Consider the following 23,953-nt stretch of genomic DNA (forward strand, 5'->3'; position numbering starts at 1 on the left):
GCTCAGCGTTGCCTCAACGTCAAAAGATCGCAGCCTTCGCGCAACGGGATCACGCAGAGCTGGGCGAAGTCGCTGAGGATCATCGAGTCGCACTCGATCGAGCCGCGCATGCACAGGTTTTCCAGCACCTGGACGACGGTTCGGATGCGGTGGTTGGCAGCGTCCATCAGGATGTCGGAGGGGACGTGGGTGTCGATGAACAGGGTGGGCATGTCGCTGCAGTTGCCGGTGAGGGCCATGAAGCGGTTGTCGGGATGGGGGATGATTTTTTCGTAGGGTGGATCGGGGTGCATGTTCGTCATTTTGTTATCTCCATGATTGATAAACGTTAGCCGCCAACGCACCTTCCTACAGGTTTGGGTGGCAGCTGTGCGCAAGAGTAGGAACCGAGCAATCATGGACCTCGGTCACGCCGAAGCGTGTCCCACGCACAGCCGCCGTGAACGATCTTATGGACTTGAATCAAGTGCCGCAAAAATCCAACGAGCTGTAACGTCATGAAAGCGAGGGTTCCTACACCCTGTCACCACTCTCGCAGTGACAACGAAAAGACTATCCCTGCAACCCGCCGCCCACCAGTTCATGAAAAACGCCGCAACTCGAAGGAAACGTCCGAAGCCTTCGCCCGGAAATGTCACTCCAGCTCTGCCAGCAAATACGCCAACAACGCCGATTGCGACGATTCTTCCGACATTGAAACCTGAAAAAACCGCCTGACCTTGCAACGCAAAACCGCCTCGGGAAACGCCTCGAACAATGCGGGATGCTCCTCGCTCAGCCATTGCACCGCGTTGCCTACGCGGACTTCATCCCCCGCCGAAGCCAACACCGAGTCAGGCACCGTCCACCAAGGAAACACACGCCCCGAAACCTGCGCCCGCCCCCCGATTTCCAAGGCCTGACCATTGATCAGTCCGCGTGAAATCATCGGCAAAAGCTGCGCCGCATCCACTGCATCGGACTTCAAGATCGGCAACAAAAACCGCCCATCCCAAAACCGAAAAAACACCGTTTTACCACTCGGCATCAGCACCTGAGTCAGGCTGCGAAAATGCTCGACCACCACTTCCAGGCTCGCCGAAGACACCGCCAACCAGCCCCAATCAAGAGACTCAGTAGTCGCCACCCAATCGAGAAACTCACTGTCCACAGCGACAATTCCCACGAAGGGCATCACCGCATCCCACTCAGCGTAAATAGTGTCCGCCCAAATCGGACTTGGCGCTTGTGCGGTAGTTGAATCGCTCCAGATCTTGAATGGCTCGCCATCGCTGGCGCTGCTGAGAACTGCAAACAATTGTTCATCGGCCATTAGCGGCTGACGCTGTAACCAATGGTGGGGAATTAGTTTATTCATTCAAGGGCCTATGCAGCTCTCGACAATATCGAGAATGCTGTTATCTACAAAAACAAATGGCTGAGTTAAAAACCAGCGTAAAGAGACAACCTGAATAACAAAAACAGATTGATTATCGAAAAGTGGTTAACTCAACCAACCATTAACCTTCCCCAACACCACACCGATTATTGCAATGGCGGTTAACACCAACATCATCCAATTGGAAAACAAAATTATCCGCCGCAAGCCTACTGGCAAGGCTTCGTAATCTTTGGCGTCCAGCTCTCCATTACGTATGGATTTACGCGAAAAGATCATGAGCGTGCCCACACTACTAATAAATAGAAATCGGCCAATCGGCTCCCACCCCAAGGTGCGTTTTCTAGAAATAACAGCCGGTGAATTGCTCAAACACTCAAAGATATCCCGCGCAAAAAAATAAGCGACAAACAGCAAAATCAAGGACGACAGAAAAATAAGTGCAATCAATACCAGTCCACTTAACAGGAAGAGTATTTCAATATCAGATCTCAATTCTGTACTTCATAGACAACATCTGCCCCTTGCTCGCCCCACTCCCCGAAAGTATTGCCCAGCACAGCGGTACCCAAACCAGTCAACACAAGACCGCAGGCGATTCCACCTGCCCCCAAAGTGCTGAGTCCGATGGCGGCGCACACCGGGCCAGCTATTGCAGCTCCTGCGGCTCCGCCCATGACAATTCCACCAAATTTCCCACTTTCGGTGAACCGCACTCTCCTGCAAGCCTCTTCAGTACCCTCTCGACAAGTCTCCTTGACCTTGATTCCCGATGCTGTGGCCTGTAGCCCAACTCCGATCCAGCCCCCCACCTTTATTACCTTGCTCGCCTTACTTACCCCCTCAATATGCGTCGCATACCCCGGAATTCCGGCTGAAGAACCCACCTTGCTCCAGTGATGGACAAGGCTGCGACTGGAAATGCCCAGCGCTTTCCTAAGGTTGGGGTGATCGGGCAAACCGACCATTTTTCGCATTAAGGTGCTGAGGCTGTTATCCAGTTGCGTCATCAACTGTTTTCGCTTTTCAAAGAAATCAGCACCTTTAAGCTTGCCGTGCTTATCGAAGGTTTTCTTATGCAGTGACTCCAATTCATCCAACGTGCCGGCGAGATTTTTAAGGTGATTACTGAACATCGCGGCTCCAATCCCGACACTCGTAGAGCCCTGCGATAAAAACGACTCAATCTCCCCATGATGTCGAGCCATAAACTCGGCCTCCGAGTCACTCATTGGCGCCAACGCCGTATCAACTTTCTGCGCCGCCTCCATCAGCAACGCCTCTTCCCGAGTGCATTGCGTATTACGCGGATCGCTCAGCACGATCAGTTGGCCGGGTTTGGCGTATTGGGTGAGTTGCGGATTGAGGCTACGAAATTTCTCCAGCACGGCCGGGTCCGGCTGCGGGAACAGTGTAGATTCCAGTGCAGACCGAGACATTCCCTGTTCAACAATATGAAAGCCCGGCTCAGCGCCCGAAGGCGCCGGCCGGGCTGAGGACTTTGGGGATTGGGTCAATGCATTTGGCGTCGGGCAGACACCGTCCTTGCAACGCTCACATTCCTCGCAGAATGGCGCATCACCCTTCAGACTCATGATTTGCGCCGGAGTCAGCATTGCCGCCGGCGCCGCCGCCAATGTATCCGGCAACCCCGGCACACTCGGCGCCGCGCTCATCGCCGCCATTGGCGCCCCACCCACAACAATCGGCACGCTGCTGAAGATCCCGCCGGGGCCGATGTTGATCCACTGCCCGCCCGCCTGAATCGTCGCGCTCGCGCCGCCGTCGATCACCACTTGCTGGCCGGCGCTGACGTGGAATTGCGCGCTGGCGCTGGTCGCCTGATTGCTCACGCGGATATGCCGATCGCCGACAACCGTCAGATGATCGTCCTGCTTCACTTCGGCCTTGCGCTGGCCGTGGGTGATGCGTTGTTCGTCGGCCTTCAATTCATGTTTGGCGGTGCCGGTGACGACGATGCTGCGCTGGTTGTCGACCTGCACTTGTTGATCGTGCAGCACATGCTGCGTCCAGTTGCGCTGGGCGCGCAGGTAGATCTCCTCGGCGCCTTTTTTATCCTCGATGCGCAGTTCGTTGTAGCCCCCGCCACCGGGGCTGCTCTGGCTGCGGAAGAGGCTGCGGGTTTTCTCGGCCGGCAGTTCCAGCGGCACTGGGGTTGCAGCGTTGGGCAGGCAGCCCATGACCAACGGTTTATCGGCATCGGCGTCGATGAAACCGACCAGCACTTCCATGCCGACTCTTGGGATCAGCACGCTGCCGTAGCCGTCATGCGCCCACCCCGTGGCGACCCGCAGCCAGCAACTGGAATGTTCGTTGAACTCGCCGTCACGGTCCCAGGCCAGTTGCACCTTGACCCGACCGTATTCGTCGCAATGTATTTCGCTGTCCTGAGGCCCGGTGACGACGGCGGGTTGATACCCGCGCACCTGCGGCTTCGCCCCCAAGGCTGGGCGAAAGAACGCGTCCCACGGTGTGGCGAGAAAGGTATTACGGTACCCCTGGAACTCTTCCCCATCACCGGTCACCGATTCCTCCAGCACTTGCGGCTGTCGGCCACGGTGTTCAATGGCTGTCAGCAACCAGAGATCGTTCCAGTCCTGACGCGGATGCTCGGTGAGTTGCAGGAAATGTCCGCTAACCAGTGCCGACTCATCGCTGATGCCTTCGGCCTGACGGTAATCGGCGGCATGGCGCTCAAGTGTCCGCTGAACCAGGTGTTTACCGGTTTCACGATTATCGAATTGTCCGGGAAAGTGATAGTCCTCCAGCACCGGGCGCTGCTCACCGTCGATGCGGCTTTCCAGTTGCAGGCGCGGCTTTTCAAAGTTGTAGTCGCGCCGAGTGACTACGCTGGTGCGGGTTTGCACGCGAACGTTGAAACGCTTGATCGCTGGCGCTCCGCCCGCCATGCCACTGCCCGGCAAATACAGATTCGGTCGGGCCAATCGCGGGAACACGGTTTGATCATCGCCGAACACCAGCAAGTGGCCTTCGGGACTGTGCTGAAAGTGGTAATGAATACCGACTTCAGCACACAGACGCTGGATGAACGCCAGATCGCTCTCGGCGTATTGCACGCAATATTCACGCTGCGGGTAGTCGCTGCCGAGGTGAAACTCAAAGGCATCGCGCAGGATCGCGTGATCCTTGAGGATCTGCGCCACGATCTGCGGCACGCTCTGATGCTGGAATATCCGCTGATTGATCCGCTGCCCAAGGTATGTCAGACGCGGGACAAGGCTTACGTGATAGCGCGTCAGACGTTTCCCGGAGTCGCCCTGCCCGACCTGATAAATCTGACCATGGACGCCGGAACCGTCTGCATCAAAGCTCAGAAACGCCTGACAGTGCAGCAGGCTTTCCAGGTCCAGATCCGGCCGCTCGCTGACCAGTTCCAGCTCAAAACGAAAGGGTTGGCTGATGGCCTCCTTGCCCGTGAACTCAAGAACCTTGAGGTCATGCTGGGCGCCTTCGAGGGTCAACGTGAAACGCGGTTGATTGGCAGGCGCGAACATCCAATGTCTCTCTGCAGAATGAGGGCGGGCGATTCTGCATGAGGGGCTAGGGGTGTGGACTGGGTGACGGAAAAATCAGATTTACCCTACCTTTTTTGTCGAAAAAGCCTTCGAATATCGGCGCATCCGACTACAGACTCATCCCTCAAACACTGGGTTATCCAATGGTCTTGAGAAATTGCAGGCACAAAAAAACGGCCCGCCTCTTGTAGGAGTCGGGCCGTTTTCTGTGAGCCTCAGCTCAGTGCAATCACTTGTTCAGGTGGAAATCTTTTTCCGCCGCTTCGAAGCGCTGCACCATGCCTTTGGTTGGCTCGCCCAGTTTGCTGACGATGTAGATCGCCAGGCTGGCGAAGATGAAGCCCGGGATGATTTCGTACAGACCCATCAGCTCGAAATGCTTCCAGACCACCACGGTGATCGCGCCGACCAGGATACCGGCCAGTGCGCCGTCACGGGTCATGCCTTTCCAGATCACCGAGATCAGTACAACCGGACCAAACGCGGCACCGAAACCGGCCCAGGCGTAGGACACCAGACCCAGTACACGGTTATCCGGATTGGACGCCAGACCGATAGCGATCAGTGCGACCAGCAGCACCATGGTGCGACCGACCCAGACCAGTTCCTTCTGCGAAGCGGATTTGCGCAAGAAGGTTTTGTAGAAGTCTTCAGTCAAAGAACTGGAGCACACCAGCAACTGGCAGCTCAGGGTACTCATCACTGCCGCCAGGATCGCCGACAACAGGACACCGGCAACCCATGGGTTGAACAGGATTTTGGTCAGTTCGATGAACACACGCTCAGGGTTCTCGGTGACGGCGCCCGCCACTTCCGGGTGCGCCGAGAAGTAAGCGATACCGAAGAAGCCAACCGCCACGGTGCCGGCCAGGCACAGGATCATCCAGGTCATGGAGATGCGGCGAGCCTTGGCAATCGATTTCACCGAATCAGCGGCCATGAAACGCGCGAGGATGTGAGGCTGACCGAAGTAGCCCAGACCCCAGCCCATCAACGAGATGATGCCGATGAAAGTGGTGCCCTTGAGCATGTCGAAGTTGCTTGGGTCCTTGGCTTCGATGGCCAGGAACGTGGTGTCGACGCCACCGGTCGCCAGCAGCACGATGATCGGCGTGAGGATCAGAGCGAAGATCATCAGCGTGGCTTGCACGGTGTCAGTCCAGCTCACCGCGAGGAAACCGCCAATAAAGGTGTAGGCAATCGTCGCCGCAGCACCGGCCCACAGCGCCGTCTCGTAGGACATGCCGAAGGTGCTTTCAAACAGACGGGCGCCGGCCACGATGCCGGAAGCGCAGTAGATGGTGAAGAACACCAGAATCACGATCGCCGAGATGATCCGCAGCAGGCCGCTTTTGTCTTCGAAACGGCTGGCGAAGTAGTCCGGCAGGGTCAAGGCATCGCCGTTGTGCTCGGTCTGCACACGCAGACGGCCGGCGACGAACAGCCAGTTCAGGTAGGCACCGATCACCAGACCGATGGCGATCCAGCCTTCAGACAGACCGGACATGTAGATGGCGCCCGGCAGGCCCATCAGCAACCAGCCACTCATGTCGGAAGCACCGGCAGACAGAGCCGTTACGACACTGCCCAGGCTGCGGCCGCCAAGAATATAGTCAGAAAGGTTGTTGGTGGAACGATAGGCCATCAAGCCGATCAGCACCATTGCTGCGATGTAGATCACGAACGTGATCAGGGTTGGATTGCTTACGCTCATTGAGTTACGCCCTGGCTTTGTTTTTATGTAGCAGCGGTGGTGAATCGTGCGCAAACGACTAAGTTTGGCAGACGATTCCGTATCCCGCGCATTTAGGACTGATGTTTCCCCAGGAAAGCCACCAGCCGGTACACCGGGTATCCCGGTTGCACCTTGGGCGCGAATGCTATGCAACAAATCAAATAAGGTGCAACCAGTTTCGACCGAATAAGTTGCACCTAGTCGGATTTATCGACAATCGCCCCGTTTTTGCTCCCTTTTGTGGCAGTCATGGCGCTTGGCTAGAAGCAAAAGCACCAAGCAGGGGCAGCCCTTTCGTGCCAGAAAGCAATTCCTGACGAACTGCCTGTTTTTCCGACAAAAAAGGGTTGCACCCGGTTGCACCTCTTTCAACGCGCGGCTAATCTTGCCGCCAGCTGATGCCACGCAACTGTGGCAACCATGAGGATAAAAATATGGCTACCACCACCCTTGGGGTCAAACTCGATGACCCAACCCGCGAGCGCCTGAAGGCGGCCGCAACCTCGATTGATCGCACGCCGCACTGGCTGATCAAGCAGGCAATTTTCAATTACCTGGAAAAACTCGAGGGTGGTGCAACCCTGACCGAGCTGAACGGCCTGAGCGCCAAGGACGCCGATGACGCGGGCGAAGTCCACACCGATCACGCCCACCAGTGCTTCCTCGAATTCGCTGAAAGCATCCTGCCGCAATCGGTACTGCGTGCTTCGATCACCGCCGCTTACCGTCGCCCTGAGCCGGAAGTGGTGCCGATGCTGATCGAGCAGGCACGCCTGCCGGCAACGATGGCCGAGGCCACCAATAAGCTCGCCGCGACCATCGCGGAAAAACTGCGTAACCAGAAGAGTGCCGGCGGTCGTGCAGGCATTGTTCAGGGCCTGCTGCAGGAATTCTCCCTGTCCTCCCAGGAAGGCGTGGCGCTGATGTGCCTGGCCGAAGCGCTGCTGCGCATCCCGGACAAAGGCACTCGCGACGCGTTGATCCGCGACAAGATCAGCACCGGCAACTGGCATCCGCATCTGGGCAACAGCCCTTCGCTGTTCGTCAACGCGGCCACTTGGGGCCTGCTGCTGACCGGCAAGCTGGTGTCCACGCACAACGAAGCCGGCCTGACGTCGTCCCTGAGCCGCATCATCGGCAAGAGCGGCGAGCCGATGATCCGCAAGGGCGTCGACATGGCCATGCGCCTGATGGGCGAGCAGTTCGTGACCGGCGAAACCATCGCCGAAGCCTTGGCCAACGCGAGCAAGTTCGAAGCCAAGGGCTTCCGTTATTCCTACGACATGCTCGGTGAAGCCGCACTCACCGAACACGACGCGCAGAAGTACCTTGCGTCGTACGAACAAGCCATTCACTCGATCGGCAAAGCCTCCCACGGTCGTGGGATTTATGAAGGCCCGGGCATTTCCATCAAGCTGTCGGCACTGCACCCGCGTTACAGCCGTGCGCAGTACGAGCGCGTGATGGAAGAGTTGTACCCACGCCTGCTGTCGCTGACCCTGCTGGCCAAGCAATACGACATCGGCCTGAACATCGACGCCGAAGAAGCCGACCGTCTGGAACTGTCGCTGGATCTGCTCGAGCGCCTGTGCTTCGAACCGCAACTGACGGGCTGGAACGGTATCGGTTTCGTCATCCAGGCGTATCAGAAGCGTTGCCCGTACGTGATTGATTACGTGATCGATCTGGCGCGCCGCAGCCGTCACCGCCTGATGATCCGCCTGGTGAAAGGCGCGTACTGGGACAGCGAAATCAAGCGTGCCCAGGTCGAAGGTCTGGAAGGCTATCCGGTCTACACCCGCAAGGTGTACACCGACGTTTCCTACATCGCCTGCGCACGCAAACTGCTGTCGGTGCCGGAAGTCATCTACCCGCAGTTCGCCACGCACAACGCCCACACCCTGTCGGCCATTTACCACATTGCCGGTCAGAACTATTACCCGGGGCAGTACGAGTTCCAGTGCCTGCACGGCATGGGCGAACCGCTCTACGAGCAGGTTGTCGGCAAAGTTTCCGACGGCAAGCTGAACCGTCCGTGCCGCGTGTACGCGCCGGTCGGTACCCACGAAACGCTGCTCGCTTATCTGGTCCGTCGTCTGCTGGAAAACGGCGCGAACACTTCGTTCGTCAACCGCATCGCCGACCAGTCGATCTCGATTCAGGAGCTGGTGGCCGATCCAGTGGCTCAGATCGAGCAAATGGCAACCGTGGAAGGTGGTTTCGGCCTGCCGCATCCGCGCATTCCACTGCCGCGTGACTTGTATGGCGCCGAGCGCGCCAACTCCAGCGGCATCGACATGGCCAACGAACATCGTCTGGCGTCGCTGTCCTGCGCCCTGCTCGCGACCGCGCACAACGACTGGAAAGCGGCGCCGATGCTCGGCTGCGCTTCCAGCAACGAAACGCCGGCAGCGGTGCTGAACCCGTCGGATCACCGCGATGTGGTCGGTCATGTGCAGGAAGCCACCGTCGAAGACGTCGACAACGCGATTCAATGCGCCCTGAACGCTGCGCCGATCTGGCAGGCTACCCCGCCCGCCGAACGCGCCGCGATTCTGGAACGTGCCGCTGACCTGATGGAAGGCGAGATTCAGCCGCTGATGGGCCTGCTGGCCCGTGAAGCCGGCAAGACCTTCGCCAACGCCATCGCCGAAGTCCGTGAAGCGGTCGACTTCCTGCGTTATTACGCGGTGCAGGCGCGCAACGATTTCAGCAACGACGCCCACCGTCCACTGGGCCCGGTGGTGTGCATCAGCCCTTGGAACTTCCCGCTGGCGATCTTCAGCGGTCAGGTCGCTGCGGCACTGGCTGCGGGTAACCCGGTCTTGGCCAAACCTGCGGAGCAAACCCCGCTGGTCGCCGCGCAAGCCGTGCGTTTGCTGCTCGAAGCCGGTATTCCGGAAGGCGTGCTGCAACTGCTGCCGGGCCGCGGTGAAACCGTCGGTGCCGGTCTGGTCGGTGACGAGCGCGTCAAAGGCGTGATGTTCACCGGCTCCACCGAAGTGGCGCGCCTGCTGCAACGCAACATCGCTGGCCGTCTCGACAGCCAGGGCCGCCCGATTCCGCTGATCGCTGAAACCGGCGGCCAGAACGCGATGATCGTCGACTCCTCGGCACTGACCGAACAAGTCGTCATTGATGTGGTGTCCTCGGCCTTCGACAGCGCCGGTCAGCGTTGCTCGGCACTGCGCGTGCTGTGCTTGCAGGAAGATTCCGCCGATCGCGTCATCGAAATGCTCAAAGGCGCGATGGCCGAGGCTCGACTCGGCAACCCTGAGCGCCTGTCCGTGGACATCGGCCCGGTGATCGACGCCGAAGCCAAGGCTGGCATCGACAAGCACATCCAGGGCATGCGCGACAAAGGTCGTAACGTTTACCAGGTGGCGATCGCCGACACCGAAGAAGTCAAACGCGGCACCTTCGTCATGCCGACCTTGATCGAACTGGAAAGCTTCGACGAACTGCAGCGCGAGATCTTCGGTCCGGTGCTGCACGTGGTTCGCTACAAGCGTAAAGAGATCGACCAGTTGATCGGTCAGATCAACGCTTCCGGCTACGGCCTGACCCTCGGCGTGCACACCCGCATCGACGAGACCATCGCCAAGGTGATCGACAACGTCAACGCCGGTAACGTCTACGTCAACCGCAACATTGTCGGTGCCGTGGTCGGCGTGCAGCCGTTCGGCGGCGAAGGCTTGTCGGGTACAGGTCCAAAGGCTGGTGGCCCGCTGTATCTGTACCGCTTGCTGTCGACGCGTCCTACCGACGCCATCGAGCAATCCTTCGCTCGCGGTGATGCGGTCGTCGCGCCGGACGTTCGTTTGCGCGACGCCATGAGCAAGCCGCTGGCCGCCCTTAAAACCTGGGCTGAAAGCAACAAGTACGCGCAACTGAGCACGCTGTGCGCGCAGTACGCCGCGCAATCGCAGAGCGGCATCACCCGCGTTCTCGCGGGCCCGACCGGCGAGAAGAACAGCTACGCGATCCTGCCACGCGAGCACGTGCTGTGCCTGGCGGACGTCGAAGGCGATCTGCTGACGCAACTGGCGGCGGTATTGGCGGTGGGCGGTTCGGCGGTTTGGCCGGAATCCGACATCAGCAAGGCGTTGTACGCACGTCTGCCCAAGGAGATTCAGGCGCGAATCAACCGGGTTGCTGACTGGAACAAGGACGAGGTGGTGTTTGATGCGGTTCTGCATCACGGCCATTCCGATCAGTTGCGCGGCGTTTGCCAGCAAATCGCCAAGCGCGCCGGCGCGATTGTCGGGGTTCAGGGCTTGTCCCAGGGCGAGACCAACATTGCGCTGGAGCGTCTGGTGATTGAACGGGCGTTGAGCGTCAACACGGCGGCGGCGGGTGGTAACGCCAGCCTGATGACGATCGGTTAACACGCTGTCACTCCAGGCAACCGCAATGCTTGCCTGGAATGTCATTCCCCTGTGGGAGCGGGCTTGCTCGCGGATGCGGAGGATCAGTCGACATCAATGTTGCCTGACCCACCGCATTCGTGAGCAAGCCCGCTCCCACATTTGATTAGTGTTGCCCTCATTCCTGCATCACTGCCATCAATCATCCTGTTCAGCCTTTATTCCCCAGCCTAGACTCGGCCCAACCCCAATTTCAGGTAGGCCGCCATGTCCGAGTCGCTGCTCAGTTCCCGCAATCTGGCTTTCGAGCTGTACGAAGTCCTCGATGCCGAGGGCCTGACCCGGCGCGAGCGTTTTGCCGAGCACAACCGCGAGACCTTCGATGCCGCCATCGGTACGGCGCGCAACATCGCCGAGAAATACTTCGCGCCGCACAACCGCAAGGGCGACGAGAACGAACCGCGCTACGAGAACGGCCAGGCGATTCTGATTCCCGAGGTGAAACCGGCGGTGGATGCCTTCCTTGAAGCGGGTTTCCTCAACGCCGCGCGCAGTTTCGATGCCGGTGGCATGCAACTGCCGACCCTGCTTTCCCAAGCCTGCTTTGCGCACTTCCAGTCGGCCAACGCGGCTTCGACTTCGTACCCGTTCCTGACCATGGGCGCGGCGAATCTGATCGAGAGCTTCGGCACCGAAGAACAGAAACAGCGCTTCCTGCAGCCAATGATCGACGGCCGTTTCTTCGGCACCATGGCCCTCACCGAGCCGCATGCGGGCTCATCGCTGTCGGATATTCGTACCCGTGCCGAACCTTCGTCCGACGGCACTTATCGCCTCAAGGGCAACAAGATCTTCATTTCTGGCGGCGACCACCCGCTGTCGGAAAACATCGTGCACATGGTGCTGGCCAAACTGCCGGACGCACCGGCGGGCGTGAAAGGCATCTCGCTGTTTATCGTGCCCAAGTTTCTGGTCAACGATGATGGCAGCCTGGGTAAACGCAACGACGTATTGCTGGCCGGGCTGTTTCACAAGATGGGCTGGCGCGGCACGACGTCCACCGCGCTGAACTTCGGCGATAACGGGGAGTGTGTCGGCTATCTGGTGGGCAAACCGCATCACGGTTTGAGTTACATGTTCCAGATGATGAACGAAGCGCGGATCGGCGTCGGCATGGGCGCAGTGATGCTCGGATACGCCGGCTATCTCTACTCGCTGGAGTACGCGCGCGAACGCCCGCAAGGTCGCGTCCCGGACAGCAAAGACCCGACCACGGCGCCGGTGGCGATCATTCAGCACGCCGATGTCAGACGCATGCTGTTGACGCAAAAATCCTACGTTGAGGGGGCTTTTGACCTCGGCCTGTACGCCGCGCGGTTGTTCGATGACACCACAACACTGGAAACCGAAACCGAGCGCAAACAGGCCCATGAGCTACTGGATTTGCTGACGCCGATCGTCAAATCCTGGCCGTCGGAGTTCTGCCTGAAGGCCAATGAACTGGCGATCCAGATCCTCGGCGGTCACGGTTACACCCGCGAATATCCGGTGGAGCAGTACTACCGCGACAACCGTTTGAACCCGATCCACGAAGGCACCCACGGCATTCAGTCGCTGGACTTGCTCGGGCGCAAACTGGCGCAGAACGGTGGCGCAGGGCTCAAGCAATTGATCCGGTTGATCGCCGACACCGCCGAACGCGCCACCGCGTACGAATCGTTAACCGCATTGCGTGAGCCGCTGGAGAAACTGGTCGCGCGCCTGCAAGTGGTGACCATTGGCTTGCTGACCGATCTGGCGCAAGGCAAGGTCAACAGCAGCTTGGCGAATTCGGCGCTGTACCTGAAAGTGTTCGGGCACACGGTGATTGGCTGGCGCTGGCTGGAGCAGGCGATTCGCGCCGAGGAAGGCCTGGCCAAAGGTAAGGCGGCGGATGCTGATTTTTATAAGGGCAAGTTACAGGCGGCGCGGTATTTCCTGACGTGGGAAGTGCCCGGCTGCCACCATGAGTTGACGCTGCTCGAGGCGCGGGATGAAACGTGTCTGGGCATGCAGGACGCCTGGTTCTGAATCATCGCCCATGCGATGTCCCAAACACACTTCAACGGTCTTCACACCTGTCAGGTTTTACAGGTGTGAAGACCGGGAACTGGAGATAGGCTGTTTTCGCCCGACATGTAGTTTGCAGTTGCCCGGCAGGTACGGACACCAACGTCCGCTTCCCTTACCTCATCCGAGTAAACACCATGAGCGAACATGTTCTCGTAGACCAAACCGTCAAACTCTCAGGTCTTGTGACACTGGACTATTGCGTCCTTGCCGCTATCTCCCAAGCGCCTGCGCGCAGCGGTACGGTGTGGACGAACAAGGATTCTAGCGAGTCCATTGTCATCAGCAAAAACCATCACCGCCTCTCGGATGAAAAGTCGCAGATCAGTCTCACGACCTCGCCCGACAATGGCGCGCCGAGCGTTGAAACGACGGCGGCAGGAATGTTTGAGATCATTTGTGCTGAAGACCGGTACGAAACCACCAACCGGGTTTCTTACAAAGACTACACCCGGCTCAGTGCCAACCAATGGCGGTCGGTGGTCTATGGCGGTGCGGGGCTGAACGATGAAACGGCCGTCACCGAAATCGATCCTTATGTGAATCTCACTGAAGACCAGTTTCTACTTTCCGCCAGAATCAATGATGTTGTGAAAGATCCCCAGGCAGTGCGAATCACCGGAAAACGTTACACCCTCAGAGGCGAGCGGTATCAAGTTACCGTCATCGCTCCGAACAACAGCTATGTCAGCGTGACGGACTTCAGCAAGGACGACATGTTCAGGACCCTGGCGGTGGGTGATAGCTATGTCGTCAATCAAGCCATGCGGACAGTCAAAGAGAAACGCGTTTTCTACATGGAGACTATTGGTGGCATCGACTTTTACGGACGGGAAATTCTTCTGGCGTGAAACAACTGATCCAAGGTCACGCCGACGCGCCATACCAGGCGCGCCGGTCCTTTTGAAAAAAGGCTGAACTCAGCTCAACTTGAACCCACCCATCTGCCGCGCCAGATCATCCGCCAGCTTCTGCAGCATCTGACAATCCTCACGACACGCCCGAACCTCCCCCGCCGTGGCCCGGGCCAGATCGGAAATGCCCTGTACGTTTCGGTTGATCTCTTCGGTCACCGCCGATTGCTCTTCCGTCGCTGTCGCCACCTGATGGTTCATGTCGCTGATGCGCTCGACCTGCCCGGTAATCGCGGTCAGCGAGGCCCCGGTACGCTGGCTCGACTCAACCCCGGTGCCGGTCGCTGCCTGCCCGGTGCGCATCGAGGACACGGCGTTTTCCGCGCCTTGCTTGAGGTTGCCGATCATCTGCTGGATCTCGTCGGTGGATGCCTGCGTGCGGCGTGCCAAGGTACGCACTTCGTCCGCCACCACCGCAAAACCACGCCCCATGTCCCCGGCGCGCGCCGCTTCAATGGCGGCGTTGAGCGCCAGCAGGTTGGTCTGTTCGGAGACCCCGCGAATCACCGCCAGCACCGAGTCGATCGACGCCACTTGATGCGCCAGTTCTCCCACCGCGCCCGCTGCCACGCCGATTTCGTCAGACATGCTTTCTATATGCCGGATGGAGCCGCCGACCACTTCTCGCGCTTGCATGGCTTCATCGCGCGCCGTTTGCGAGGCGAGCGCTGCGTTGCCAGCGTTTTGCGCGATTTCCTGTACGGTCAGGCCCATTTCATGGACGGCAGTGGCGACCATGTCGGTCATCTCCTGCTGACGACCAGAGCGCTCGGCGGTGTTATCCACAACCTTGGCCACTTGGCCGACGGCGGTGCGCAAACGCTCACTGGTGGTCAGCACTTCGCCAATCATCCCGCGCTGGCTGTCGAGGAAGCGGTTGAAGCCGCGAGCGAGATCGCCCAGCTCATCGGCGCGACTGGAATCTAACCGGTGGGTCAAATCTCCACCACCGCTACCGATGGCTACCAGCGCGGCTGTTACCTGACGAATCGGTCGCACCAAGCCTTGGGCCAACCACACCACCAGCGCCAGGCACACCAGCGCTACCGCCAGCCCGATGCCGCCACTGAGCCACATCGCCCGCCGGGCTTCAGCGTAGATCTGCGACTGCGGCACTTCGGCCACCAACGTCCAGCCCAGATCGCGCAAAGGCAGGCTGAACGCAAGGAAGTCCTCGCCATCACGCTGGAAGCTGCTGCTGACCGCATTTTTTTGACCGAGGACTGATTGCGCCGCCGCCGCACCGATCTGCTCCGCGAGGGTGCGTTTGCCACTGAACTGCGCCTCGGGATGGACCTGGATCAAACCGTCGGAACGCACGAGATAGACCTTGCCGTGCTCGCCAAAGCTGAAGTTGTGGATCAGCTCCGACAGCTCTTTCATGCTCAGTCCAAGTCCGGCGACGCCGACCACTTTGCCAGCCTGCTCGACCTTCAAATCGATGAACAGTGCCAGCTCTCCGGTGGCGCCATCGTTGTCGATATTCAGGGTGCGCGGCTGAGTGCTGTCGAGGAAGGAATAGAACCAGGCATCGGCCGGTTTGGCGCGACTGAGGGTGCGATCCAGGCCTTTTTCGGTGATGTAATGATTGGAGTCGGTGCCGATGATCAAAGCGGTAAATGCCTTGTGTTCGGCGCGGATGCCCTCCAGATACTGCGCGAAGGCCGCTGTTTTGCTGCTGTCTTCGCCATTGGCCAGCCAGTCGCGGACCATGGAATTGCTGGCGATGTCTTTAGCGGCGGTGAGGGGCTGAACGAGGATACGTTCGATGTCGTTGCGCGTCGCTTCGATGCTCGACGGCAACGCTTGTTCGACCAGATAGCTCTGGGCGAGGCGGTTGACCACCAGGGTATAAATGCCAACCACGATCAGGATACTGACCAGCAGGGCGGTGCCCATGCTGAGAATCAGCTGCCATTGAATACTGCGTCGCCACAACTGCATGGAGCACCCCCAAAGAATAAGTGGCCGAAACAATGCAACAGCCATGCCGATTGTATACAACTAAACCGACAATCTATTCTTTGGTTGTGCGCAACGCCATCAGCCCTGATTGATGGTCTTGGCGATGGTGTCGACCGTGGCGCTGACTTGCTCTTGGTAACGGTCGAGTTCTTCCTGGTGCTGCTTCTTCATTTCAATCTGCTGCGAGCACAGATTCATTGCCGCCAGCACCAGCAAACGATCACCGATCAGGGTCGGGTATTTGCGTTTGGTGTCTTCCAGCGCAGCCTTGAGCATCATGGCCGCGTCCAGCAGGGTCTGTTCTTCCCCGGCCGGTGCCTTGATCGAATAGTCCTCCCCAAGAATGGAGATGACTTTTACCCCTGCTGTCTGGTGGTTCATGCGCTGACGGGACCTGCGTTGACGCGATCAACCAGTGCCTGGATGCGCGCTGCGGTGGCGCCGTGCTTCTCTTCCTGCTCCATCAGGTTCAGTTGCAGGCTCTCGTTTTCATCCTTGGCCTGGGCCAGTTCCGTAGCCAGGGTCTGGTTGGTTTGCGCAAGGGTCTGGTTCTGTTGCACCAGTTCGCTGACGAGCTGTTCCAATTGGCTGAGGGATGCTTCCAACATTTTGATCTTCCAAGCGTTTTTCAAAGGGCGCGTACGATAAAGAAAAGTCACCACAGATGCCAGGGTTAAACCGGCGCAAAGCCTTGATTTTCCTGGTGGGCGACCGTTCCTGCGAGTTTAAAAGACTGTGATCTGCCGATCTGGTTCCTGCACTTCGTCGCCAGAGGGGCTGTGCGACAAATACGCACACCGGTTCAAGACTTTAGTCGCATGACCGATAAGTCATCCATACAGCAGTTTCAGCCCGCATGGATGCGGCCCTTTTCGGTATCCGCACATGTCCCTTCGCAATATGAATATCGCCCCTCGGGCCTTCACCGGTTTTGCCTTGATCGGCGGCCTGATGCTGATCCTGGGCGTGTTCGCCCTGAACCAGATGAGCAAAATCCGCGGCGCCGCCGAGGACATCACCTCCAACAGCGTGCCAAGCATCAAGAACCTCGATGAGTTCACGCAACTGACGCTGCGTCTGCGCGTGCTCTCGTACCGTTTGCTGGTGAACCGCGAACCGGACGTTCAGCAGAAGACCATGGAGTTGCTGGAAACGCGCAACGCGCAGATCCGCAAGGCCCAGGCAGCTTACGAGCCGTTGATCGGCAGCGCTCAGGAGCGTGCGACCTATGATCAATACGTGCAGTTGCAGGGGCAATACCGCCAGATCGAAGAGCGGATGAAAAACCTGTCGCGCAACAATCAGGTGGATGAGTTGCGCAACTTGCTCAACACCGAGTTGCTGAACAACTCCGAAGCGATGAACACCGCCCTTAACACGTTGATGCAGATCAACGACAAACAGGTGCGCGACACCAACGAGCAAGCGGCCGAGCAGTACGCTACAGCGTTCGACCTGGTGGTCGCCCTGCTGGTAATCGCTACCGGTCTGACCTTGCTGTTCGCCTGGTTGCTGACCACCAGCATCACCAAGCCCATTGCCAAGGTTCTGGAAGCGGCGCAAACCATCGCCGAAGGCAACCTGACCCAGCCGATCCACGTTGACGGCTCCGACGAAGCCGGGCGCCTGCTGGCGGCCATGGCCAAGATGCAGTCCAAGCTGCGCGACACCCTGCAGCGGATTTCCGGTTCGGCCACGCAGTTGGCCTCCGCCGCTGAAGAGCTCAACAGTGTCACCGACGAAAGCGCCCGTGGCCTGACTCAGCAGAACAATGAAATCGAACAGGCCGCCACCGCGGTCAACGAGATGACCAGCGCGGTTGAAGAAGTTGCCCGCAACGCGGTCAGCACCTCGGAAGCCTCGAAGAACGCCACTACCTCGGCCGGCGACGGTCGTGACCTGGTGCAGGAAACCGTCAGCGCCATCGAACGCATGAGCGCCGACGTGCAGAGCACCGCGACGTTGATCGGCGACCTGGCCAACGAATCCCGCGACATCGGCAAAGTGCTGGACGTGATCCGTGGTCTGGCTGACCAGACCAACCTGCTGGCCCTGAACGCGGCGATTGAAGCGGCGCGTGCCGGTGAGGCGGGGCGTGGTTTTGCGGTAGTGGCTGATGAAGTTCGCGCCCTGGCCCATCGCACTCAGCAGTCGACCAGCGAAATCGAACGCATGATCGCCAGCATTCAAAGCGGTACCGAACACGCCGTGGACTCGATGCGTAACAGCACTGAACGCGCCGAATCGACCCTGAACATTGCCCGTGGTGCCGGAATGTCGCTGGACACCATCAACACCGCCATCGTCGAGATCAACGAGCGCAACCTGGTGATCGCCAGCGCCGCCGAAGAACAGGCGCAAGTGGCACGGGAAGTGGATCGCAACCTGGTGAACATCCGCGATCTGTCGGTGCAATCGGCCACCGGGGCGAATCAGACCAGTGCGGCGAGCAACGAGCTGTCGCGATTGGCGCTGGATCTGAACAACATGGTTGGGCGCTTCAGCCTCTAACGGCAAGATCGGCGCCAATGGCCGTCACTGCACTGATCGTTCCCACGCTCTGCGCGGGAACGCAGCCCGGGACGCTCCGCGCCCCAACGCGCACGCAGAGCGGCCATTGAGGCATCCCCACGCGGAGCGTGGGAACGATCTGGCATCCTCGGTGTAAAAACCTTTTTGACAGCATCACATTTCAACAGGTTAGAATCGCTGGCACGCAGACTGCATGGTCAGTTTGTGCCCGTCTTCACGCTTCTGGAGTACTGCCTTTGAATGCGACGACCATCAACAGCCTGTTCTTGATCGGCGCGTTGCTGGTAGGTGCGAGCATTCTCGTCAGCTCACTTTCATCCCGTCTCGGCATCCCGATTCTGGTCATTATTCTCGCGGTCGGCATGACCGCCGGGGTGGATGGCGCCGGGATCATTTTCGATAACTACCCGACGGCCTATCTGGTCGGCAACCTCGCACTGGCGGTGATCCTGCTCGACGGTGGCTTGCGCACGCGGGTTTCAAGTTTCCGCGTGGCGTTATGGCCGGCGCTGTCACTGGCCACGGTCGGGGTGCTGATCACCACCGGGCTGACCGGCATGGCGGCCGCATGGCTGTTCGATCTGAACCTGATCCAGGGCTTGCTGATCGGCGCCATCGTCGGCTCAACCGACGCCGCCGCCGTGTTCTCGCTGCTCGGCGGCAAAGGCCTGAACGAACGGGTGTCGGCCAGCCTGGAAATCGAATCCGGCAGCAACGACCCGATGGCGGTGTTTCTCACCGTGACCCTGATCGACATGCTCGCCAGCGGCCAGACGGGCTTGCACTGGAGCCTGCTGACCCACCTGATCCGCGAATTCGGCATCGGTGGCGTGATCGGTCTGGGCGGTGGCTGGCTGATGCTGCAACTGGTCAACCGGATCAACCTCGCCGCCGGCTTGTATCCGATTCTGGTGATCGCCGGTGGTCTGGCGGTGTTCGCCCTGACCAACGCGCTGCACGGCAGTGGCTTCCTCGCGGTTTACCTGTGCGGCCTGGTGCTCGGTAACCGTCCGGTGCGCAGTCGCCACGGCATCCTGCACATGCTCGACGGCATGGCGTGGCTGGCACAGATCGGTATGTTCCTGGTACTGGGTTTGCTGGTGACGCCGCACGATTTGCTGCCGATTGCCCTGCCCGCGCTGGGCCTGGCGCTGTGGATGATTCTGTTCGCGCGGCCGCTGTCAGTGATCGTGGGTCTGCTGCCGTTCAAGGCGTTCCATGGCCGCGAAAAAGCGTTCATTTCCTGGGTTGGTCTGCGCGGTGCGGTGCCGATCATTCTGGCGGTGTTCCCGCTGATGGCCGGGCTGCCCCATGCGCAGTTGTACTTCAACCTCGCGTTTTTCATCGTGCTGGTGTCGCTGCTGGTGCAGGGCACGAGCCTGCCGTGGGTCGCCAAATGGCTCAAGGTCACGGTGCCGCCCGAGCCCGCGCCGATCTCTCGGTCCGCGCTGGAAGTGCATATCACCAGTGAGTGGGAGCTGTTCGTTTATAAGCTCGGTGCGGAGAAATGGTGCATCGGTTCGCCCCTGCGTGAACTGAAAATGCCCGAAGGCACGCGTATTGCCGCCCTTTTCCGTGGTCAGCAACTGCTCCATCCGTCGGGTAGTACGGTGCTGGAGGTCGATGATTTGCTCTGTGTTATCGGCCATGAACACAACTTGCCGGCCCTCGGAAAACTCTTCAGTCAGGCACCGCAACGCGGCCTCGACCTGCGTTTCTTCGGCGACTTCGTGCTCGAAGGAGACGCCCAGCTTAAAGCGGTTGCAGCCCTCTACGGCTTGCCGGCCGAGGGCATCGATCCCGACATGACCCTGGGTGCCTTCATTGCCCACAAGGTCGGCGGCGCGCCCATCGTGGGCGACCAGGTGGAGTGGAACAACACTCACTGGACCGTCGCGGTCATGGACGGGAACAAGATTGGCAAAGTGGGCGTCAGATTCCCCGAAGGAAGTCGCCCGGGCCCCGGACTCTTCCTCTAAACTGCGTCCACTATCACTTGCTTGACCGGTCTCTATGCCTACCCTGCGCTCCTTGTTTATCGCGGCCCTGCTGGGCCTGAGTCTTACTGTCGGCCCGCTTTACGCCGCCGAACCGCCGTCCAGCGACGCCGTGCAGGCCAGCCTGGATAAACTCGCCGACAGCAAACTGCCGGATGCCGATAAAAAGACCCTGCAAACCGTTCTGCAGAACACGCTCAACCAGCTCAACAACAAAAGTGATTACGAACAGAAACTGATCGACCTCAAGCAACAACTCGCGACCGCGCCAAAACAGACCATCGAAAACGCCCGTGAACTGACGCGCCTCAAGGCCAGTAGCGTGGTGCCGGTGGCGCAGCGTTTCCCCAAGGAGTCGATTCAGCAACTGGAACAGATCCTCACCGATCGCTCCACCCAGCAGAGCGATCTGCAAAAAGCCCTGGCCGACGCCAACAGCCTGATCATCACTGCGCAGACTCGTCCCGAGCGCGCCCAGGCGGAAATCTCCGCCAGCCAGACGCGCATTCAGCAGATCAACAACATCCTCAAGTCCGGCAAGGACAGCGGTAAAACCATCAGCGGCGAGCAACGCGACCAATTGAACGCTGAGTTGGCGGCGCTGAACGCGCTGATCCCGCTGCGCCGTCAGGAACTGGCCGGCAACAGCCAGTTGCAGGATCTGGGCAATTCCCGGCACGACCTGCTCTCGGAGAAATCCGACCGCCTCGACCACGAGATTCAGGAACTGCAAACCCTGATCAACCAGAAACGTCTGGCGCAGTCTCAGGAAACCGTCACCCAGCAGTCGATCGAAGCGCAGAAGGCCGGTGGCAGCAGCCTGCTCGCCAGCGAAAGCACGGCCAACCTGAAGCTCTCGGACTACTTGCTCAAAAGCACCGACCGCCTCAACGAAGTCACCCAGCAGAACCTGCAAACCAAACAGCAACTCGACACCCTTACCCAAAGCGATTCGGCTCTGGACGAGCAGATCAACGTGCTCAAGGGCAGCCTGTTGCTGTCGAAGATTCTCTACAAGCAGAAACAGGCGCTGCCGCGTTTGAAGGTCGACCGCGATCTGGCGGACCAGATTGCCGACATTCGCCTGTATCAGTTCGAAGTCAGCCAACAGCGTGAGCTGCTGAGCAATCCGTCGACCTACGTCGATAATCTGCTGTCCACCCAGCCGCCGGAACAAGTCACCCCGCAACTGCGCAAAAGCCTGCTGGATCTGGCCAACACCCGCGCCGACTTGCTGGAGCGCCTGAACCGTGAACTGAGCGCGGTGCTCAACGAATCGATCACCCTGCAACTCAATCAGAAGCAACTGCTGAGCACCGCGCAAAGCCTGCGCGCGACCCTCGACGAGCAGATGTTCTGGATCCCGAGCAACAAACCGCTGGATCTGGAATGGATGCGCGGCGTGCCGGAGCGCCTCAAGCGTCAGGTCGACACCCTGCCGTGGGCTTCCAGCCTGAGCGAACTGGCCGACGGCCTGACCCAGCGACCGTTGCTGTTCCTGCCGCTGGCGCTGCTGATCGGCGCGCTGCTGTTGCGCCGCAAAAACCTGTATGCGCGCCTGAACAAGGTTCACCAGGACATCGGTCACTTCAAACGCGACAGCCAATGGCATACCCCGCAGGCGATTCTGATCAATATTCTGCTGGCGATGCCGGTGGCGCTCGGTCTGGCACTGTGCGGTCTGGCCTTGCAGATCGATGCACGCGGACAGAACACCAACATGGGCGCGGCGTTGATACAAATGGGGCAGGCGTGGCTGGTGTTCTACACCGCTTACCGGATTCTTGCGCCGGGCGGCGTGGCGGAGCTGCACTTTCGCTGGGAAAAACCGCAGGTCGAATTCCTTCAAGGCTGGGTACGGCGACTGGGGCTGGTGGTCCTGGCGCTGGTGGCGGTGGTCGCCGTGGCCGAATTGCAACCGGCAGCATTGGCCGACGACGTACTCGGCATGCCGGTGGTGTTGATTTGCTACGCCCTGATGGCATGGCTACTCAGTCGTCTGCTGATCAGCAGCCCGGCCCACGAAAACACCTCGCTGTTTCGCAAAGCCCTCGGCGTGATGTTCACCCTGCTGCCGATCGCCCTGTTCACCGCCGTGTGCTTCGGCTACTACTACACCGCCCTGAAACTCAGCGATCGCTTGATCAACACCCTCTATCTGCTGATGTTCTGGCTGGTGATCGAAGCCACCTTCGTCCGTGGCCTGGCGGTTGCAGCAAGGCGTCTGGCTTACCAGCGCGCCTTGGCCAAACGCCAGGCCGCAAAAGAAGCCGGCGAAGGCGAAGCGGTGATCGAAGAACCGACCCTGGACATCGAAAAGGTCAACGAACAGTCGCTGCGCCTGATCCGTCTGGCGCTGCTGGGCGGTTTCATCGCCGCGCTGTACTGGGTCTGGTCGGACCTGATCTCGGTGTTCTCGTACCTGGACAACATCACCCTCTACGAATACACCAGCGGCACCGGCTCGAACATGAGCATGGTGCCGATCAGCATCGGCGACATGCTCGGCGCACTGATCATCATCGGCATCACTTTCGCGCTGGCGCGCAACCTGCCGGGCCTGCTTGAAGTGTTCGTGCTGTCGAAACTCAATCTGGCCCAGGGCAGCGCCTACGCGACGACGACGCTGCTGTCGTATGTGATCGCGGGTGTCGGCTTCGTCTCGACCCTGTCGACCCTCGGCGTGAGCTGGGACAAGTTGCAGTGGCTGGTGGCGGCGCTGTCGGTCGGCCTCGGTTTCGGCATGCAGGAGATCTTCGCCAACTTCATCTCCGGCATCATGATCCTGTTCGAACGACCGGTCCGGATCGGCGACACCATCACCATCGGCAACCTGTCGGGCACGGTGAGCAAAATCCGCATCCGCGCCACGACCATCACCGACTTCGACCGCAAGGACATCATTGTCCCGAACAAGACGTTCATCACCGGGCAACTGATCAACTGGTCGCTGACCGACACCATTACCCGGGTCACACTCAAGCTGGGGGTGGATTACGGTTCGGACCTGGACCTGGTCAAGGAACTGCTCCTCAAGGCCGCCCGGGAAAACCCGCGAGTGCTCAAAGAACCCGAACCGCACGTGTACTTCCTCAACTTCGGTGAAAGCACCCTCGACCATGAACTGCGCATGCATGTGCGCGATCTCGGTGACCGCAACCCGGTGATCGATGAGGTCAACCGCTTCATCAACCGCGAGTTCAAGACGCATCACATCAACATCTCGTTCCGCCAGATGGAGATTTACCTGAAGAATCTCCAGGGCCAGGAATACAAGCTGGTGCCGGCCGAGCCGGAAACCAAAACCGCCTTGCCGGGTGTCGGCGGGGAAAAACCACTGCAAGAGCCGCCGCCGGCCAAACTCGACTAACCGGTCTAATCCCAGCAGAATGCTCGGAC

Annotated in this window: 12 protein-coding genes and 4 pseudogenes; 7 read left to right on the forward strand and 9 right to left on the reverse strand. The window is 59.4% G+C overall.

Annotated elements, in window-relative coordinates; genetic code table 11:
• Window positions 1-2: 2 nt before the first annotated feature.
• From AACY50_RS06235 to putP, 5 genes and pseudogenes are all read right to left on the reverse strand, one after another.
• Window positions 3-302 (reverse strand): hypothetical protein, encoded by a 300-nt coding sequence (locus AACY50_RS06235; protein ID WP_339465370.1) that lies wholly within the window; start codon window positions 300-302, stop codon window positions 3-5.
• 332 nt (window positions 303-634) lie between these two features.
• Window positions 635-1,357 carry a DUF4123 domain-containing protein gene (locus tag AACY50_RS06240; protein WP_339432257.1) on the reverse strand — a complete coding sequence of 241 codons (723 nt, stop codon included), beginning with the start codon at window positions 1,355-1,357 and terminating at the stop codon, window positions 635-637.
• 126 nt (window positions 1,358-1,483) lie between these two features.
• The gene (locus tag AACY50_RS06245; RefSeq protein WP_339538302.1) at window positions 1,484-1,828 is read right to left on the reverse strand and encodes a hypothetical protein; all 345 of its coding nucleotides are present in this window, start codon (window positions 1,826-1,828) and stop codon (window positions 1,484-1,486) included.
• Window positions 1,829-2,910: 1,082 nt separating this feature from the next.
• A pseudogene (locus AACY50_RS06250) lies at window positions 2,911-4,914 on the reverse strand (type VI secretion system Vgr family protein); the annotation flags it as partial.
• 250 nt (window positions 4,915-5,164) lie between these two features.
• Window positions 5,165-6,649 carry a sodium/proline symporter PutP gene (putP, locus tag AACY50_RS06255; protein ID WP_339432255.1) on the reverse strand — a complete coding sequence of 495 codons (1,485 nt, stop codon included), beginning with the start codon at window positions 6,647-6,649 and terminating at the stop codon, window positions 5,165-5,167.
• Between the two features lie 455 nt (window positions 6,650-7,104).
• Between putP and putA the strand changes: the two genes are divergently transcribed.
• From putA to AACY50_RS06270, 3 genes are all read left to right on the forward strand, one after another.
• Window positions 7,105-11,058: a trifunctional transcriptional regulator/proline dehydrogenase/L-glutamate gamma-semialdehyde dehydrogenase gene (gene putA, locus AACY50_RS06260; RefSeq protein WP_339432254.1), complete on the forward strand. Its 3,954-nt coding sequence runs from the start codon at window positions 7,105-7,107 to the stop codon at window positions 11,056-11,058.
• Between the two features lie 246 nt (window positions 11,059-11,304).
• Window positions 11,305-13,107, forward strand: a complete 1,803-nt coding sequence (locus AACY50_RS06265) for an acyl-CoA dehydrogenase (protein ID WP_339538303.1) — start codon at window positions 11,305-11,307, stop codon at window positions 13,105-13,107.
• Between the two features lie 176 nt (window positions 13,108-13,283).
• Window positions 13,284-13,997 (forward strand): hypothetical protein, encoded by a 714-nt coding sequence (locus tag AACY50_RS06270; protein WP_339432252.1) that lies wholly within the window; start codon window positions 13,284-13,286, stop codon window positions 13,995-13,997.
• A 69-nt stretch (window positions 13,998-14,066) separates the two neighbouring features.
• Here AACY50_RS06270 and AACY50_RS28670 read toward each other — a convergent pair whose 3' ends face one another.
• The 4 genes and pseudogenes from AACY50_RS28670 to AACY50_RS06285 all read right to left on the reverse strand — a co-directional run bounded on the left by AACY50_RS28670 (window position 14,067) and on the right by AACY50_RS06285 (window position 16,633).
• Entirely contained in the window at window positions 14,067-14,912 is an 846-nt protein-coding gene (locus AACY50_RS28670) for a methyl-accepting chemotaxis protein (protein WP_445261473.1), read from the reverse strand.
• Between the two features lie 21 nt (window positions 14,913-14,933).
• Window positions 14,934-16,049 (reverse strand): annotated as a pseudogene (locus AACY50_RS28675) (cache domain-containing protein); the annotation flags it as partial.
• Between the two features lie 54 nt (window positions 16,050-16,103).
• Window positions 16,104-16,406 carry a cell division protein ZapA gene (locus AACY50_RS06280; RefSeq protein WP_339432250.1) on the reverse strand — a complete coding sequence of 101 codons (303 nt, stop codon included), beginning with the start codon at window positions 16,404-16,406 and terminating at the stop codon, window positions 16,104-16,106.
• A complete protein-coding gene (locus AACY50_RS06285; protein WP_339432249.1) occupies window positions 16,403-16,633 on the reverse strand; it encodes a hypothetical protein in 231 nt (76 codons plus the stop codon). The genes AACY50_RS06280 and AACY50_RS06285 overlap by 4 nt, the downstream gene beginning before the upstream one ends.
• A 343-nt stretch (window positions 16,634-16,976) precedes the next feature.
• Between AACY50_RS06285 and AACY50_RS28680 the strand changes: the two are divergent.
• The 4 genes and pseudogenes from AACY50_RS28680 to mscK form a co-directional block, all read left to right on the forward strand.
• A pseudogene (locus tag AACY50_RS28680) lies at window positions 16,977-17,633 on the forward strand (MCP four helix bundle domain-containing protein); the annotation flags it as partial.
• A gap of 303 nt (window positions 17,634-17,936) precedes the next feature.
• Window positions 17,937-18,536 (forward strand): annotated as a pseudogene (locus AACY50_RS28685) (methyl-accepting chemotaxis protein); the annotation flags it as partial.
• 257 nt (window positions 18,537-18,793) lie between these two features.
• Window positions 18,794-20,536: a potassium/proton antiporter gene (locus tag AACY50_RS06295; protein WP_339432247.1), complete on the forward strand. Its 1,743-nt coding sequence runs from the start codon at window positions 18,794-18,796 to the stop codon at window positions 20,534-20,536.
• Between the two features lie 34 nt (window positions 20,537-20,570).
• Complete coding sequence (mscK, locus tag AACY50_RS06300; protein WP_339432246.1) at window positions 20,571-23,924, forward strand: mechanosensitive channel MscK; 3,354 nt, start codon at window positions 20,571-20,573, stop codon at window positions 23,922-23,924.
• The last annotated feature ends 29 nt before the right edge of the window (window positions 23,925-23,953 follow it).

The organism is Pseudomonas sp. RA_15y_Pfl2_54 (genome assembly GCF_963971015.1).
Taxonomy (GTDB): domain Bacteria; phylum Pseudomonadota; class Gammaproteobacteria; order Pseudomonadales; family Pseudomonadaceae; genus Aquipseudomonas; species Aquipseudomonas baetica_A.